Consider the following 14,133-nt stretch of genomic DNA (forward strand, 5'->3'; position numbering starts at 1 on the left):
AAAGATTATTCGTCCGACGGAATGTTCCGCGCCTGGGCGAAGTAGTGGTCCTTGGCCAGGTTGCCGAAGCGGGTGGTGTCGCTGTTGAACGACAGGCGCACGGTGCCGATGGGGCCGTGACGCTGTTTGGCGATGATGACCTCGGCCAGGCCGTGCAGGCGGTCCATCTCTTCCTGCCAGGTCAGGTGCTCGGGCGTGCCCTCGCGCGGCTCGGCGCGGCCGACATAGTAGGCCTCGCGATACACGAACCAGACCATGTCGGCGTCCTGTTCGATCGAGCCCGATTCCCGAAGGTCGGAGAGCTGGGGCCGCTTGTCGTCGCGTGCTTCCACCTGACGCGACAGCTGTGAGAGGGCGATGACCGGGCAGGCCAGTTCCTTGGCCAGGGCCTTCAGGCCCATGGTGATCTGCGAGACCTCCTGCACCCGGTTGGCGTTGGCGCCGAGGTCCGAGCCGGTGACCAGCTGAAGATAGTCGACCACGACCAGGTCAAGGCCGACCTGGCGCTTCAGGCGGCGGGCCCGGGCGGTCAGCTTGGCGATCGAGATACCGCCGGTGGCGTCGATGTAGAGCGGCGCTTCCTGCAGCTCCATGGCCGCGTCGCGGACCCGGCCGAACTCGCTGGCGTCGATCTCGCCCTTGCGGAGGCGGTCGCCCGACACGCCCGAAGCGTCGGCCAGCATACGCAGGGCCAGCTGTTCGGCGCTCATTTCCAGCGAGTAGAAGGCCACGACGCCGCCCTGGACGGTCTTCTTGGTGCCGTCGGGCTGGATCTCGTAGGCGTATTTTTTGGCGATGTTGAAGGCGATGTTGGTCGCCAGCGCCGTCTTGCCCATCGACGGCCGACCGGCCAGGACCACAAGGTCGGAGGGGTGCAGACCGCCGATCTTCTGGTCGAGATCGATCAGGTCGGTCGCGACGCCCGACATGCCGCCTTCGCGGCTGTAGGCCTCGGCCGTCATCTCGACCGCGCCGCGCAGGGCGTCGCCGAAGCTGACGAAGCCCGATGAGGCCGCGCCGCTTTCGGCCAGGCTGTAGAGGCTCTGTTCGGCCGACTCGATCTGGTCGCGGGCGGTGCGCTTTTCCTCGTTGCCGCCTTGCGCGGCCGTGGCGATGTCGCCGCCGATGCGGATCAGTTCGCGACGCAGCGACAGGTCGAAGATCACCCGGGCGTAGTCGCCGACATTGGCCGCCGGCGGGGCGCGGTCGACGAGGTCGGCCAGGTAGCGCAGGCCGCCCAGCTCCTCGAACGCGGGGTCCTTCTTGAACTCGTCGGCCAGCAGGATCGGCTCGGCCAGCTGGCCCTTGCGGACGTGGGTCTCGATCGACTGGAATAGGCGCTGGTGGAAGGGTTCGTAGAAGCAGCGGGCCTGCAGGTTGTCGCTCAACCGTTCGTAGGCGGCGTTGTCGTAGAGCAGGATGCCCAGCAGCGCTTGCTCGGCTTCCATGTTGTGCGGCGCCACGTTGATCGTGGGCTCGGGAAGACCGGGGAGAACAAGGTCGAGCGCGGGTACGAGAGACATCGACGGATATTAACGCCACGGGGCTTCGGACGCTCGGGTCGGATGGCCGCGCGGCTCCAGATGAATGGGGATATTCTGTGTATGTTCTGACCGCCTTACGTCAGAAACGGACGTCTATCCAAGGCCTGTGCGCTTGCACCTTTGCATAAGAAAGGGCCCGGAGATCGCTCTCCGGGCCCAAACGTTTGCGCGGTTTTCGGCCTACCAGTTGATCGCCAGACGCCCGTAGAGGAAGCGACCGTTGAAGCCGAACGGCGAGAAGCTGGAGAACGGGTTGCCGCCGCTGGTGTTGAGGTTCGGCGGCACCTGGTCGGGATACTGGTCGAACAGGTTGTCCGCGCCCAGCGACACCGTGGTGTGCTCGCCGAATCGACGGCGGGCCTCCAGGTCGACGATGCCCTGCGAGCCCGTGTGCCAGTCGCCGCTGCCGTCGGCGGCGGTGCCCGGCGACAGGACATTGCCATAGAGGGTGGTGCGCAGGGTCGCGCCCCAGGGGCCCTTGCTCCAGTCGCCTTGCAGCGAAACCTTGTTGCGCGGCGTGCCTTCCTCGAAGCGCAGCGTGGCCTGACGGCCGAACAGCGTGGTCGGGGTCGGCAGCACCGTGGTGGACGGCGTGCGGTTGACCTTGAAGTCGTTGACGTTGGCCGCCGCCGTCAGGTCGAACGTGCCGGCTTGGTCGTCGAGGATCCGGTAGCGGGCCACGATGTCGACGCCCTTGGTCTTGGTGTCGACGCCGTTGGTGAAGATGCGGCCGGCCGACGCGCCGTATCGCGACAGCAGGTCGAAGATCACCCGGGCGTTGGTGCCCGCCGCGGCGGTGGCGCTGCCCGTCAGGGTTTCCGACAGGACGATGCGGTTGTCGACATTGATCTGGTAGGCGTCGATCGTCAGTTCGAACGGACCCTTGTGGTAGACCGCGCCCAGCGAGAAGTTCTTGGACTTCTCCGGCTCCAGCGGCTTGCCGCCCAGGGCCTGGCCGACCGTGCTGACCGACGGATAGGTGCCGGTCTCGAATGGCACGGCCGTGGTCACGCCGCCGACCAGCTGGTTGATGTAGAGGATCGAGGTCGAGGTGAAGTACTGCTGCTGCAGGCTCGGGGCGCGGAAGCCGGTCGAGACCGCGCCGCGGAGGGCGAAGGCGTCGGTGAAGTCGTAGCGGCCCGACAGCTTCCAGCTCGTGTTGTTGCCGAAGTCCGAATAGTGCTCACGACGGACGGCCGCCGAGGCGGTCAGCTTCTCGGTCAGCTTGCCTTCCAGGTCCAGATAGGCGCCGACGGCGTCGCGATCGACGTCGATGACGTTGCTGGGCGTGAAGCCGGTGAAGCCGCGCGAACCGAAGGCCAGGGTCGGCGAGACCGTGCCGCGGGCATAGGACGCCACTTCGCCGGCGTTGATCTTGTAGGTCTCGCGACGGGCTTCCACGCCGAAGGCGACGTTCAGCGGGCCGGCGAGGCCGACATCGAATTCCTGGCTGGCGTCGATGCCGAAGACCAGTTGGTCATAGGTCAGGCCGCCGGCCTGGAAGTTGGTCGGCGAGGTCGGGCCATACGACGGGTTGAGGGTGTTCTTCACCCCGAAATCGAGGTCGTTCTTGCCGTAGACCAGGTTGGTGTCGATCTTCCAGCCGGCCAGGTCACCGCGCAGGCCGATGGCCGCGGTGACGTCCTCGGTGTTGGTGGTGATCAGCGGCAGATAGCCGTTGGGATAGACGCTGGTGATGGTCTGCTGGGCGTCGGTCGGCAGGCGGTAGGTGGCCGAGGCCTCGCTGTCGCGCTGCTGATAGCCGTACCAGCCGTAGAGCTGCCAGTTGTCGCCGATCGGCTTGCCGGCGTTGGCGTAGAAGCTGACCTGTTCGACCTCGGGATCGCCGAAGCGCGAGGTGACGCGCCGCGGCGTGACGCGAGTGTCGATGTCGCTGCGATTGGTGAAGTCGCGGTCCACATACTCGGCCGACAGCGTCAGGAAGCCGTCCGAACCGAGCTTCAAGCCTTGCCAGCCGGCCACGGTCTTGGTCGCGCCGTCGCGACGCTTCTGCTTGGCGCCGGTCTGCAGGCCGTCGAAGCTGGTGATGTACTTGCCGGCCGTGACCGTGACGCCGCCGCCGTGGTCGGCTTCGCGCAGGCGCAGGTTGATGACGCCGGCGATGGCGTCAGAGCCGTACTGGGCCGCGGCGCCGTCGCGCAGGACTTCGATGCGGTCCAGGGCGACCGAAGGGATGGCGTTGAGGTCGACGGCGGCCGAGCCGCGGCCGACCGAACCGTTCAGGTTCACCAGCGCCGTGGCGTGGCGGCGCGTGCCGTTGACCAGCACCAGGGTCTGGTCGGGACCTTGGCCGCGCAGCACGGCCGGGCGGACCGAGTCCGTGCCGTCGGTGTTCGACGGGCGCGGGAAGGTGATCGACGGGACCGTGGCGGCCAGGGCCGTGGCCAGCTCGGTGCTGCCGCGCTGCTGCAGGGTCTTGGCGGTGACGACGTCGACCGGCGCCAGGGTGTCCAGGCGCGAGCGGCCGACGGTGCGAGTGCCGGTGACGACGATCTCGTCGACATTGGTGTTGTCGGTCGCTGGCGCGGCGGTTTGGGCATGGGCGGTGGCGGCGAAGGCCGTCAGCGACGCGGCCGTCAGCAGTAAGCTTCTGTAACGCATGAATATCCCCTGTCTTGGCTGGGGATGAGGCGCGTGTCCTCATGCCCCGAAGCGGGGGTCTTGATCGCCCCCAAACCGAACATGGGATTTCAGCGTTCTGCACACAAGCTGAACATTTCTGTGCTGCGGCGCAGAAAAAAACGGCGCGGATCGCTCCGCGCCGTTTCTCGATAAAAAGCTCCGATCCCGGAAGGGACTAGGCTTCGTAGTGGTCGCCTTCGAACGAGCCGGCGCCGCCTTCCGCCATATCTTGGGCGGCTTCGGCTTCGGCCGCGCGATCTTCCTCGAATTGCGAGTTGATCACGTTTTCGCCGCGCGCTTGGCGATCGGCTTCGTCCTGGCTGCGCGCGATGTTGAGGGTGACCGTGACGGTCACTTCAGCGTGCAGCTTCACCTTCACTTCGTGGACGCCCAGCGTCTTGATCGGCTTGTCCAGCACGATCATCGAGCGGTCGACCTTGCCGCCTTCGGCCTTGATGGCGTCGGCGACGTCGCGGCCCGCGACCGAACCGTACAGCTGGCCGCTTTCGCCAGCCTGACGGATCAGGACGTATTGCGTGCCGTCCAGCGATTCACCGTTCTTGCCGGCGGCTTCGCGGTTGCGGACGTTGCGGGCTTCGATCTCGGCGCGTTGCGCTTCGAAGGTCGCTTCGTTGGCCTTGGTGGCGCGCAGAGCCTTGTGGCGCGGCAGCAGGAAGTTACGGGCGAAGCCGTCCTTCACGGTGACCACGTCGCCGAGGACGCCAGTGCCTTCAACGCGTTCGAGCAGAATGACTTTCATCGTGGTGTCTCCCTTACTTCACGACGTAGGGGAGCAGAGCCAGGAAGCGGGCGCGCTTGATGGCCTTGGCCAGCTCGCGTTGCTTCTTGGCCGACACCGCGGTGATGCGCGACGGGACGATCTTGCCGCGTTCGGAAACGTAACGCTGCAGCAGCTTCACGTCCTTGTAGTCGATCTTCGGCGCGTTGGCGCCCGAGAACGGGCAAACCTTGCGGCGACGGAAGAACGGGCGGCGAGCGCCGCCAGCGGCGGCGGCCGGAGCGCCGGCTTCGGGAGCGGTCGTATCGGTCATGATCTATCTCTCCCTTACGCTTGAGCCTGGGGCGCGAAGTCTTCGCGCGGACGTTCCGGGCGATCGCCACGGTCACGACGGGCGAGAACCGGCGACAGTTCCAGATCCAGCTCTTCCACGCGGATGGTCATGAAGCGCAGCACATCTTCGTTGATGAGCAGCTGACGCTCCATTTCCTTCACGGCCGGCGCCGGGGCGTCGATCGCGAGCAGGGAGTAGTGGCCCTTGCGGTTCTTCTTGATGCGGTAGGTGAGGTTGCGAAGGCCCCAGTACTCGATCTTGGCGATGTGGCCGCCATTCTCTTCGATGAGGGTCTTCAGTTGCTCGTTCAGAGCTTCGGCCTGTTGCGGCGAGATATCCTGCCGCGCGATGACCACGTGTTCGTAGAACGCCATGTTTTCCTTCTTCCGTTGGGGAAGGCGGCGCGGTCGTCGGCGGAAGTCCGTCGACCACGATGGTTCCTGCACACCGAGCGGGGAAATCCCCGGTCCCGGATGGGTGCGTGCAAGACCGCTCTTCCGTGAGAACGCGCGCTATTACAGAAGATGGGGCGGGAAGGCAAGCCGCGTCGAGGTTTGCCGCCGAACCAGGCGATGCGGGGCAGTGTCTGATAATTGACATTGGCCGGGTTCCATCCGGGCGCCCAACTATGCTAGCAGGCGAACATGGGGATCGGTGATCGTCTCTTAGTGGCATTCGCAGCGGCCTTGGCCGCCGGGACGGCGCACGCCGAGATCATTCAGAAGCCCGTCACGTCGGTCGCGGCGCGCGAAGGCCGGTTCGCCGGCTATTCGGCGGCCCTGCCGCTGGATCTGTCCACCGACACCGAGAAGGTCGCCCTGACGGTCAGGTCCTCGGGCATGATCGAGAACCCGACCTATGATTTCGACCTCAACCTGACCCAGAAGCCCGACGACCAGCGCGTTGGCCAGCGGTCGGTGGCGTTGGGCGCCTCGTGGAACGAGAACGAGGCCAAGCTGCGCTCGTCGATGTCCAAGGCGTTCGGCTTCGGCCTCCTGCCGCGCGCCAACTATGTCCGCGTCTCGATGGACATGGACGCCAGCCAGGCCATCGCCGTGCCCGGCAAGATCCCCGTGGCCCGCGCCAATATCCGCTCGTCCCTGACCCTGGACGGCAAGCCGGTCGGCTCGATCGCGTTTGGCGGCGGCTCCACGGGCGACGAGGGCGTCGACCTCAGCCTGACCCGGCCGTTCGACATCCCCGCCGAGTTCACCGTCAGCGTGCGGGGCGTCAGCAATCAGCGCGAAAGCTGGCGGCTGCAGGACGCCCGCGCCATGATCAAGCTGGTGAAGGTCGGCTGGTAGCCTCCAGCTCGCGATCCCCGTCGTTCTTCGGCTTTTTGGCGGTGACGGCCGCGAAGCGCTTCAGATATTCCGGGTGCTCGGTGCCCATGACCTTGTCCCAGAAGGTGAAGTAGAGGCCGTAGTTCCACCCCGCCTGGGCGTGGTGCAGGTCGTGGTGGGTCACGGTCGTCAGGAACGGAAACAGCGGCCGGCCGTCCTTGCGGGCGGGGAACAGCTCGTAGCCCGAGTGGCCGATCGTGTTGCGGACGATCTGGTGCAGCATGAACAGACCGATCACCGGCCATTGGGTCGGGACAAGGATCATCCATAGCGGCACGAACACGCCGTTGATGAAGGCTTCGCCCAGGTCGAAGCTGTAGGCGGTGAACGGCGAGGGGTTGTTCGAGCGATGGTGCCGGCGGTGGAAGCGCCGGAACAGGCGGCGGTCGTGGATCAACCGGTGGGTCCAGTAGAACCAGGCGTCGTGGGCGACGATCATCAGAACGAGACTGGTCCAGAACCAGGCCGGACCCCAGCGCTTGGCGATATCGGGTCCCGGCAGCCAACCGGCGCGGAACAGGCCGAAGGTCAGCAGGCCCACGGTCGAAAAGATCATGATCGAGCGGATCGAGACGGCGAACTCGATCAGCAACTGGCGCGGAGGCGGGCGGTTCTCACGGATCTTGCGGCTGGCGAGGGGCGCGGCCAGAGCGACCCAGAGCACCAGCCAGACGCCGACCGAGAAGATCACGTAGCGGGTGACGTCGCCCCACACGCTGGCCAGCCAATTGCTGGCGAAGGGGAGGAAAGTGTCGAGCATTTATCCGGGCTCCAGAGCGAAAGACCTCGCCAAGGAAGCTTCCGAACCTCGCGCCGTCGCGCCGAACTCGAAATCAGGCCTGTTTGTCGCTTTTCGACCGACCTTCGCCGGTTTCGACCAGCCGCGGTCGCGGGTGGGCGGGCGTGACGTCCTGGCGCCAGGCGGTCGGGGTGACGCCGGTGGCGGCGCGGAAGGCGCGGTTGAACGGACCCAGCGACGCGAAGCCCAGGTCGTAGGCGATGGTCGACACCGACTTCAGCGCCTGCTCCGGATCGGCCAGGGCGACCTTGGCCGCCTCGATCCGCCGGCCGTTGACGTAGTCGGCGAAGTTTCGGTGGCCCAGCGTGCCGTTGATCAGCTTGCGCAGGCGGTGCTCGGGCGCGCCGACCAGGGCCGCCAGAGCGCCGATCGACAGGTCCTCGCCGCGCCAGACTTCGTTCTCGTTCATCGCCTTGTCCAGGCGGGCCAGGACCAGGCGGTCGGCGGGGGTGAGGTCGAGGGTCTCGACGGGCTTGACCACGGGCGGCTCGCCGGCCGCGGGCCGGGCCTGGACCAGCACCGGCTCGGCGCGCAGCAGGGCCAGGGCCGAGCCGACGCCCAGGGCGGCCAGGGCGATGGCCTGGATGAGGCTGGGCAGCACGGGTCCCTTGCCCAAGCCGAAGTCGCACAGGGTCTGGACAAGCATGTAACCGGTCGCCGCCGCCGCGATCGGCGCGCGCAGATGTCGGCGGCGCTCCACGAGGTCGATCCGCCAGCCGCGCCAGGTCATCAGCAGGATGTGCGCGTTGATCGCCAGCGAGGCGGCCGCGAAGATCCACCAGGCGATCGCGCGGGCGTGCGAGGGAGGCAGAAAAGCGCCTGGGATCCAGAGCGCTATGACCGCCGCGGGCACGGCTAAGCGCCAGGCCGGGATTTTCGGCTCGTCCTCGAACAGCACCGAGCAGAACAGCCAGAGCACCCCGGCGGCCATCGAACTCAGGAACCATGTCAGCAGGCTGAAGTGCAGGCGTGTCGTGTAGTAGAAATGGCTCTCGAAGCCGTGGGCTATGGCGCAGGCCATCAGCAGCACGCCGACCCAGCGCGTCGGCGTCATCTTGCGGCTGGCGGCCAGGGATACGCCGGTGGCGGCGAAGGCGCCGATGGCGACGCCGCGCAGCCCCAACTCGAGGCCGGAAAGGTCGATATGGGCGAGGTCGATCATCGACCGATCATCTCCCCCAGACCGCGCGAGCCTCAACCCGCGCGGCTGGCCGGAACCCGAAAAGGCTGGTTATTTCCTGGCCCTGCTACTTCTTGGCCTTGTAGGCCTTCACGGCGTCCATGGTCTGGGTGACGTGGCCGGCGAAGTTGCCGTCGGTGTACGACATCAGGATCTTGCCGTCCGGGGCGATCACATAGGACGTGCGGTTCGACCAGTCCGGCTTCACCATCAGCGCCACGTCGTAGCTCTTGATCAGCGCCTTGTCGGCGGCGGCCACCGCGAACTTGTCGCGGCAGTGCTCCTTGGAGAAGTCCTTGATACGGTCGACATTGCCGGCCGTGACGCCGATCACCGTGGCGCCCAGCTTTTCGAATTCCGGCGTGGCCTCGGCGAACTCGTGAGCCTCGGCGGTGCAGCCCGAGGTGTAGGCCGCCGGGAAGAAGTACAGCACCACGGGGCCCTTCTTCAGGGCCTTGGCCAGCGTGAAGTCGAAGTCCTTGCCGGCCAGGGCGGCCTTGGCGGTGAAGTCGGGGGCCTTGTCGCCGACCTTGAGGGCGGCGAGGGCGGGCGAAGCGGCGGCGAGGGCGAACGCGGCGACGCCGGCGAGGATGAGTTTCATGGCGCGACTCCGAGGAAGGATGGCCCAGCTACGCTGGCGGGCGCACTTTGGATGTGGCCGCCTCTTAATTGCAAGCACTGGGCGCCCGCCCGCCGCACTTGCCCCGATGGGGCCTTTCGCCTAACCCTCCGGCCCTTGAATCTGCAAAGACGGAGCGGGCCACCATGAGCATCGCCTTCATTTTCCCCGGCCAGGGCAGCCAGTCGGTCGGCATGGGCGTCGATCTCGCCGAGGCCTTCGCCAGCGCCCGCGAGGTCTTCCAGGAGGTCGACGACGCCCTGGGCCAGAAGTTGTTCGCGCTGATGAAGGACGGTCCCGAAGGCGACCTGACCCTGACCGAGAACGCCCAGCCGGCCCTGATGGCCGTCAGCCTCGCGGTCACCCGCACGCTGGAAAAGGAGTTCGGCGTCGGGATCGATCGCGCCGCCTTCGTGGCCGGCCACTCGCTGGGTGAGTACTCGGCCCTGGCCGCCGCCGGCGCCATCACCCTGGCCGACACCGCCCGCCTGCTGAAATTGCGCGGCCAGGCCATGCAGCGCGCCGTGCCGGTGGGCGAGGGCGCGATGGCCTCGCTGATCGGTCCGAAGACCGACCTGGCTCTGGCCGAAGCCGCCGCCGCGGCGGGCGCGGAAGTTGGCGTCTGCGTCGTCGCCAACGACAATAACAACGGCAATGTCGTGATCTCCGGTTCCAAAGCCGCCGTCGACAAGGCCATCGAGAAGGCCAAGGAGCTGGGCGCGCGGGCCATTCCGCTGAACGTCTCGGCGCCGTTCCACTGCCCGCTGATGCAGCCGGCGGCCGACGAGATGGCCGAGGCTCTCGCAAAGACCACCATCATCGCCCCGCGCGCGCCGCTGGTCGCCAACATCACCGCCGCCCCGGTCCACGACCCGGACGTCATCCGCAAGCTGCTGGTCGAGCAGGTCACCGGCCGCGTCCGCTGGCGCGAGAGCATGACCTGGCTGGCGACCGAGGGCGGTATCACGCGCTTCGCCGAGGCCGGCGCCGGCAAGGTGCTGTCGGGCATGGCCAAGCGGATCGCTCCGGACTCCGAGGCGACCCCGCTCAACACGCCCGCCGATCTCGAAGCCTTCGCGGCCTCGCTCTGAACCGCATTGCGTCGTCCTCGTCCTTCGACAGGCTCAGGATGAGGACGATTGCATCGGCGGCTTGTTTGAAATCCTCATCCTGAGCTTGTCGAAGGACGAGGATTTCACCCACTTCCCTCCGACACGGAGAACTTCAAATGTTCGATCTGACCGGCAAGACCGCTCTCGTCACCGGGGCCACCGGCGGCATCGGCGGCGCCATCGCCAAGGCCCTGCATGAGCAGGGCGCGCATGTCGTGCTCTCGGGCACCCGCGAATCGGCTCTGTCGGAGCTGGCCGCCCAGTTCGGCGAGCGCGTGTCGTTCGTGGCGGCGAATCTCTCCGACTCCGCCGCCGTCGACGGTCTGGTCGCCAAGGCCGAGGAAGCCGCCGGCGCGCCGCTGGACATCCTGATCGCCAACGCCGGCGTGACCCGTGACGGCCTGCTTGTCCGCATGAAGGACGAGGACTGGGAAACCGTCATCAAGGTCAATCTGGAAGGCTATTTCCGTCTTTCACGCGCCGCCGCCAAGGGCATGATGAAGCGCCGCGCTGGTCGCATCATCGGCATCACCTCGGTGGTCGGCGTGACCGGCAACGCCGGCCAGACCAACTACGCGGCCTCCAAGGCCGGCATGATCGGCTTTTCCAAGGCCTTGGCCCAGGAACTGGCCAGCCGCGGCGTGACCGTCAACTGCGTGGCCCCCGGTTTCATCGCCAGCCCGATGACCGACTCGCTGAACGAGCAGCAGAAGGCCGGCATCCTGGCGACCATTCCCGCCGGCAAGCTTGGCGAGGGGAGCGACATCGCGGCGGCTTGCGTTTATCTCGCCAGCGACCAGGCCGGCTACGTCACCGGTCAGACCTTGCACGTCAACGGCGGCATGGCCATGATCTAAAACCGCTGTCGCTCCTTCGGTCTGCCGCTAGCAAGCCGAAAAGGAACATGATAGGCGGAGCCCGACACTTCCCGCGGATCGCGAGGCGCAGCCTCAATGTCCGAGGGCCGAAATTTCATAATGAGGGACTGAACAGAATGTCCGACATTCTCGAGCGCGTGCGTAAGATCGTCATCGAACACCTGGATGCCGATCCCGAGAAGGTCACCGAGAAGGCTTCCTTCATCGATGACCTGGGCGCCGACAGCCTCGACAACGTTGAGCTGGTGATGGCGTTCGAAGAAGAGTTCGACATCGAAATCCCGGACGACGCCGCCGAGCACATCCAGACCGTTGGCGACGCCGTGAAGTTCATCACGGAAAAGACCGCCTAAAAGGCGTCGAGTTCGCTAGTCGAACCTGACCATTTCCGCCGCGTCGCACGGGCTCTTGCCATCGTGCGCGCGGCGGTTTTCGTTTGAGGCTCAAAATACTTTAGGCCAGGGATTCGCGGCTGGCGTGGACAGGGGAAGTTCCCCACATCCCGCGTCCCGCATCGAAGGTTTGGGAGTGATCCATGCGTAGAGTTGTCGTCACGGGTATCGGCCTGCTGACCCCTCTGGGCCACGGCGTTGACGTTACCTGGAAGAACATCCTCGCCGGCAAGTCCGGCGCCAACCGCATCACGGCCTTCGATCCGACCGACTATGCCTGCAAGGTCGCCTGCGAGGTTCCGCGCGTCGATGGACGCGGCGGCGGCGGTCCGGATGTCGAGGGCTCGTTCAACCCCGACCTGACCATGAGCCCGCGCGACCAGAAGCGCGTGGACGATTTCATCCTGTACGGCATCGCCGCGGCCGACGAGGCCGTCAAGGATTCGGGCTGGGTTCCGGAGACCGACGAGGACCGGTGGCGCACGGGCGTCATCCTCGGTTCGGGGATCGGCGGCCTGTCGACGATCGCCGACACCGCGCTCGAGCTGGAAGCCAAGGGGCCCCGCCGGGTCAGCCCGTTCTTCATCTCCTCGGCCCTGATCAACCTGATCTCGGGCCAGGTCTCGATCAAGTACGGCTTCAAGGGCCCCAACCACGCGGTCGTGACGGCCTGCGCCACCGGCGCCCACGCCATCGGCGACGCCATGCGCCTGATCAAGTACGGCGACGCCGACGTGATGGTGGCCGGCGGCGCCGAAGCGGCGATCTGCAAGGTCGGCATCGCCGGCTTCATAGCCTGCCGCGCCGTCTCCACCGACTGGAACGACACCCCCGAAAAGGCCTCGCGTCCGTATGACAAGGACCGCGACGGCTTCGTGATGGGCGAGGGCGCCGGCGCCCTCGTGCTGGAAGAATACGAGCACGCCAAGGCGCGCGGGGCGAAGATCTACGCCGAAGTGGTCGGCTATGGCCTGTCGGGCGACGCCCATCACATCACCGCGCCGTCGGAAGACGGCGAAGGCGGCGGCCGGGCGCTGGCGTCGGCGATCAAGGACGCGGGCCTCAAGCCCTCGGACATCGACTACATCAACGCCCACGGCACCTCGACCATGGCCGACGGCCTGGAAGCCGGCGCCGTCGAGCGCTTCCTGGGCGATCACGCTAAGAATGTCGTCATGTCCTCGACCAAGTCGATGACGGGCCACTTGCTGGGCGCGGCCGGCGCGATCGAGGGGATCTTCTCGATCCTGGCGATCCGCGACCAGATCGCCCCGCCGACGATCAACCTCGACAATCCCGACGTTCACGTCGCCATGAACCTGGCGCCGAACAAGGCCGTGCCGATGAAGATCGACGTGGCGGTGTCCAACAGCTTCGGCTTCGGCGGCACCAACGCCACCGTGGTGTTCAAGAAGGTCTCGTGAGCAAGAAGCCGTCAGCCCCTCGGGCCCCTCGCGCCCCGAAGCGTTCGTCCCCCCGGACGAACCGTCGCGAAACCGCATCCGTGGGGCGGCGGCTGATCCGCGCCGTCTTCGGCGCCGTCGCGACCTTGGTCGTGATCGGCATGGTCGCCTTGCTCGGCGCGGCCTGGATCTATAACGGCCCCGGTCCCGCCGCCAAGGCCGGCGACAAGACCACCGTCGTCCTGCGCAAGGGCGCCAGCCTGCCGGAGATCGCCTCCAGCCTGGAGCGGGGCGGGGTGATCCGCTCCTCGTCGATCTTCATGACCGCCGCCAAGGTCACGGGCGCGGCCCGGACGCTGAAGGCCGGCGAATACGCGTTCGCCAGCCGCGCCTCGATGGCCCAGGTGCTGGACGCCGTCCGCCACGGCCGTATCGTCCGTCACTGGATCACCATTCCCGAAGGCCTGACCTCGGACATGGTCATGGACATCCTGGCCAAGTCGGACATCCTGGAAGGCAGCGCCGCGACCCCGCCCGAGGGCGCGATCCTGCCCGAGACCTACGAGGTCCAGCGTGGCGAGGACCGCGCCGCCGTGCTCAAGCGGATGATGGACGACCGTGACAAGCTGCTGAACCAGCTGTGGGCCAACCGCCAGTCTGGCCTACCCTACCAGTCGAAGGACGAGGCCGTGATCATGGCCTCGATCGTCGAGAAGGAAACGGGCGTGAAGGGGGAGCGGCCGCAGGTGGCCGCGGTGTTCATCAACCGGCTGCGCACCGGCATGCGCCTGGATACCGACCCGACCGTGATCTACGGCATCTCGCGCGGCCGTCCGCTGGGCCGCGGCCTGCGCCGGTCCGAGCTGGATGCGTTCACGCCCTACAACACCTACAAGATCGAAGGCCTGCCGCCGACGCCGATCGCCAACCCAGGCCGCGCGGCCCTGGAGGCGGCGCTGAACCCGGCCAGGACCAACGACCTCTATTTCGTCGCCGACGGCACGGGCGGCCACGTGTTCGCCTCGACGCTGGAGCAGCACAACGCCAACGTCGCCAAGTGGCGCCAGATCGAACGCAACCGCGCCGGCGCCGGCGCGCCCGTGGTTGCGGCCCCGCCGGCCGCCAAGCCGCTGGCGGGGGGCTAGGC

Annotated in this window: 14 protein-coding genes; 6 read left to right on the plus strand and 8 right to left on the minus strand. The window is 66.9% G+C overall.

What is annotated here, in order from left to right; all coding sequences use genetic code 11:
- Positions 1-5: 5 nt before the first annotated feature.
- The 5 genes from AC07R7_RS19190 to rpsF all read right to left on the minus strand — a co-directional run bounded on the left by AC07R7_RS19190 (position 6) and on the right by rpsF (position 5,634).
- Entirely contained in the window at positions 6-1,523 is a 1,518-nt protein-coding gene (locus tag AC07R7_RS19190; protein ID WP_492884912.1) for a replicative DNA helicase, read from the minus strand.
- A gap of 201 nt (positions 1,524-1,724) precedes the next feature.
- Positions 1,725-4,166: a TonB-dependent receptor plug domain-containing protein gene (locus tag AC07R7_RS19195; protein ID WP_494636303.1), complete on the minus strand. Its 2,442-nt coding sequence runs from the start codon at positions 4,164-4,166 to the stop codon at positions 1,725-1,727.
- 196 nt (positions 4,167-4,362) lie between these two features.
- Positions 4,363-4,947 carry a 50S ribosomal protein L9 gene (gene rplI / locus AC07R7_RS19200; RefSeq protein WP_492838101.1) on the minus strand — a complete coding sequence of 195 codons (585 nt, stop codon included), beginning with the start codon at positions 4,945-4,947 and terminating at the stop codon, positions 4,363-4,365.
- Positions 4,948-4,960: 13 nt separating this feature from the next.
- Complete coding sequence (gene rpsR, locus AC07R7_RS19205) at positions 4,961-5,239, minus strand: 30S ribosomal protein S18 (protein WP_004615089.1); 279 nt, start codon at positions 5,237-5,239, stop codon at positions 4,961-4,963.
- A gap of 14 nt (positions 5,240-5,253) precedes the next feature.
- Positions 5,254-5,634, minus strand: a complete 381-nt coding sequence (gene rpsF / locus AC07R7_RS19210) for a 30S ribosomal protein S6 (protein ID WP_099577449.1) — start codon at positions 5,632-5,634, stop codon at positions 5,254-5,256.
- A 270-nt stretch (positions 5,635-5,904) separates the two neighbouring features.
- Between rpsF and AC07R7_RS19215 the strand changes: the two genes are divergently transcribed.
- The gene (locus AC07R7_RS19215; RefSeq protein ID WP_494636304.1) at positions 5,905-6,564 is read left to right on the plus strand and encodes a hypothetical protein; all 660 of its coding nucleotides are present in this window, start codon (positions 5,905-5,907) and stop codon (positions 6,562-6,564) included.
- Here the strand turns inward: AC07R7_RS19215 and AC07R7_RS19220 are convergent.
- The 3 genes from AC07R7_RS19220 to AC07R7_RS19230 form a co-directional block, all read right to left on the minus strand.
- Positions 6,539-7,363, minus strand: a complete 825-nt coding sequence (locus tag AC07R7_RS19220) for a sterol desaturase family protein (RefSeq protein ID WP_494636305.1) — start codon at positions 7,361-7,363, stop codon at positions 6,539-6,541. The two genes, AC07R7_RS19215 and AC07R7_RS19220, sit on opposite strands and share 26 nt — an antisense overlap.
- A 73-nt stretch (positions 7,364-7,436) precedes the next feature.
- On the minus strand, positions 7,437-8,564 hold the full coding sequence (locus tag AC07R7_RS19225) for a helix-turn-helix domain-containing protein (RefSeq protein WP_494636306.1): 1,128 nt from the start codon (positions 8,562-8,564) through the stop codon (positions 7,437-7,439).
- Positions 8,565-8,649: 85 nt separating this feature from the next.
- Positions 8,650-9,183, minus strand: coding sequence for a peroxiredoxin (locus tag AC07R7_RS19230; protein ID WP_494636307.1), 534 nt, complete (start codon positions 9,181-9,183; stop codon positions 8,650-8,652).
- 164 nt (positions 9,184-9,347) lie between these two features.
- Between AC07R7_RS19230 and fabD the strand changes: the two genes are divergently transcribed.
- The 5 genes from fabD (at position 9,348) to mltG (ending at position 14,131) form a co-directional block, all read left to right on the plus strand.
- Positions 9,348-10,292 carry an ACP S-malonyltransferase gene (gene fabD / locus AC07R7_RS19235; protein ID WP_494636308.1) on the plus strand — a complete coding sequence of 315 codons (945 nt, stop codon included), beginning with the start codon at positions 9,348-9,350 and terminating at the stop codon, positions 10,290-10,292.
- 137 nt (positions 10,293-10,429) lie between these two features.
- The gene (gene fabG, locus AC07R7_RS19240) at positions 10,430-11,170 is read left to right on the plus strand and encodes a 3-oxoacyl-[acyl-carrier-protein] reductase (protein ID WP_492838095.1); all 741 of its coding nucleotides are present in this window, start codon (positions 10,430-10,432) and stop codon (positions 11,168-11,170) included.
- A gap of 137 nt (positions 11,171-11,307) precedes the next feature.
- Positions 11,308-11,544, plus strand: a complete 237-nt coding sequence (locus tag AC07R7_RS19245) for an acyl carrier protein (RefSeq protein ID WP_004615098.1) — start codon at positions 11,308-11,310, stop codon at positions 11,542-11,544.
- Between the two features lie 182 nt (positions 11,545-11,726).
- Entirely contained in the window at positions 11,727-13,007 is a 1,281-nt protein-coding gene (gene fabF, locus AC07R7_RS19250) for a beta-ketoacyl-ACP synthase II (protein WP_492884929.1), read from the plus strand.
- Positions 13,004-14,131: an endolytic transglycosylase MltG gene (mltG, locus tag AC07R7_RS19255; protein ID WP_494636309.1), complete on the plus strand. Its 1,128-nt coding sequence runs from the start codon at positions 13,004-13,006 to the stop codon at positions 14,129-14,131. The genes fabF and mltG overlap by 4 nt, the downstream gene beginning before the upstream one ends.
- Positions 14,132-14,133: the final 2 nt, after the last annotated feature.

Source organism: Caulobacter sp. GW821-FHT05F04, from assembly GCF_059419665.1.

Bases quoted from the DNA above. Each gene is read 5' to 3' on its own strand.
- AC07R7_RS19190 (WP_492884912.1), bottom strand. From the start codon at position 1,523: ATGTCTCTCGTACCCGCGCTCGACCTTGTTCTCCCCGGTCTTCCCGAG.
- AC07R7_RS19195 (WP_494636303.1), bottom strand. From the start codon at position 4,166: ATGCGTTACAGAAGCTTACTGCTGACGGCCGCGTCGCTGACGGCCTTC.
- rplI (WP_492838101.1), bottom strand. From the start codon at position 4,947: ATGAAAGTCATTCTGCTCGAACGCGTTGAAGGCACTGGCGTCCTCGGC.
- rpsR (WP_004615089.1), bottom strand. From the start codon at position 5,239: ATGACCGATACGACCGCTCCCGAAGCCGGCGCTCCGGCCGCCGCCGCT.
- rpsF (WP_099577449.1), bottom strand. From the start codon at position 5,634: ATGGCGTTCTACGAACACGTGGTCATCGCGCGGCAGGATATCTCGCCG.
- AC07R7_RS19215 (WP_494636304.1), top strand. From the start codon at position 5,905: ATGGGGATCGGTGATCGTCTCTTAGTGGCATTCGCAGCGGCCTTGGCC.
- AC07R7_RS19220 (WP_494636305.1), bottom strand. From the start codon at position 7,363: ATGCTCGACACTTTCCTCCCCTTCGCCAGCAATTGGCTGGCCAGCGTG.
- AC07R7_RS19225 (WP_494636306.1), bottom strand. From the start codon at position 8,564: ATGATCGACCTCGCCCATATCGACCTTTCCGGCCTCGAGTTGGGGCTG.
- AC07R7_RS19230 (WP_494636307.1), bottom strand. From the start codon at position 9,183: ATGAAACTCATCCTCGCCGGCGTCGCCGCGTTCGCCCTCGCCGCCGCT.
- fabD (WP_494636308.1), top strand. From the start codon at position 9,348: ATGAGCATCGCCTTCATTTTCCCCGGCCAGGGCAGCCAGTCGGTCGGC.
- fabG (WP_492838095.1), top strand. From the start codon at position 10,430: ATGTTCGATCTGACCGGCAAGACCGCTCTCGTCACCGGGGCCACCGGC.
- AC07R7_RS19245 (WP_004615098.1), top strand. From the start codon at position 11,308: ATGTCCGACATTCTCGAGCGCGTGCGTAAGATCGTCATCGAACACCTG.
- fabF (WP_492884929.1), top strand. From the start codon at position 11,727: ATGCGTAGAGTTGTCGTCACGGGTATCGGCCTGCTGACCCCTCTGGGC.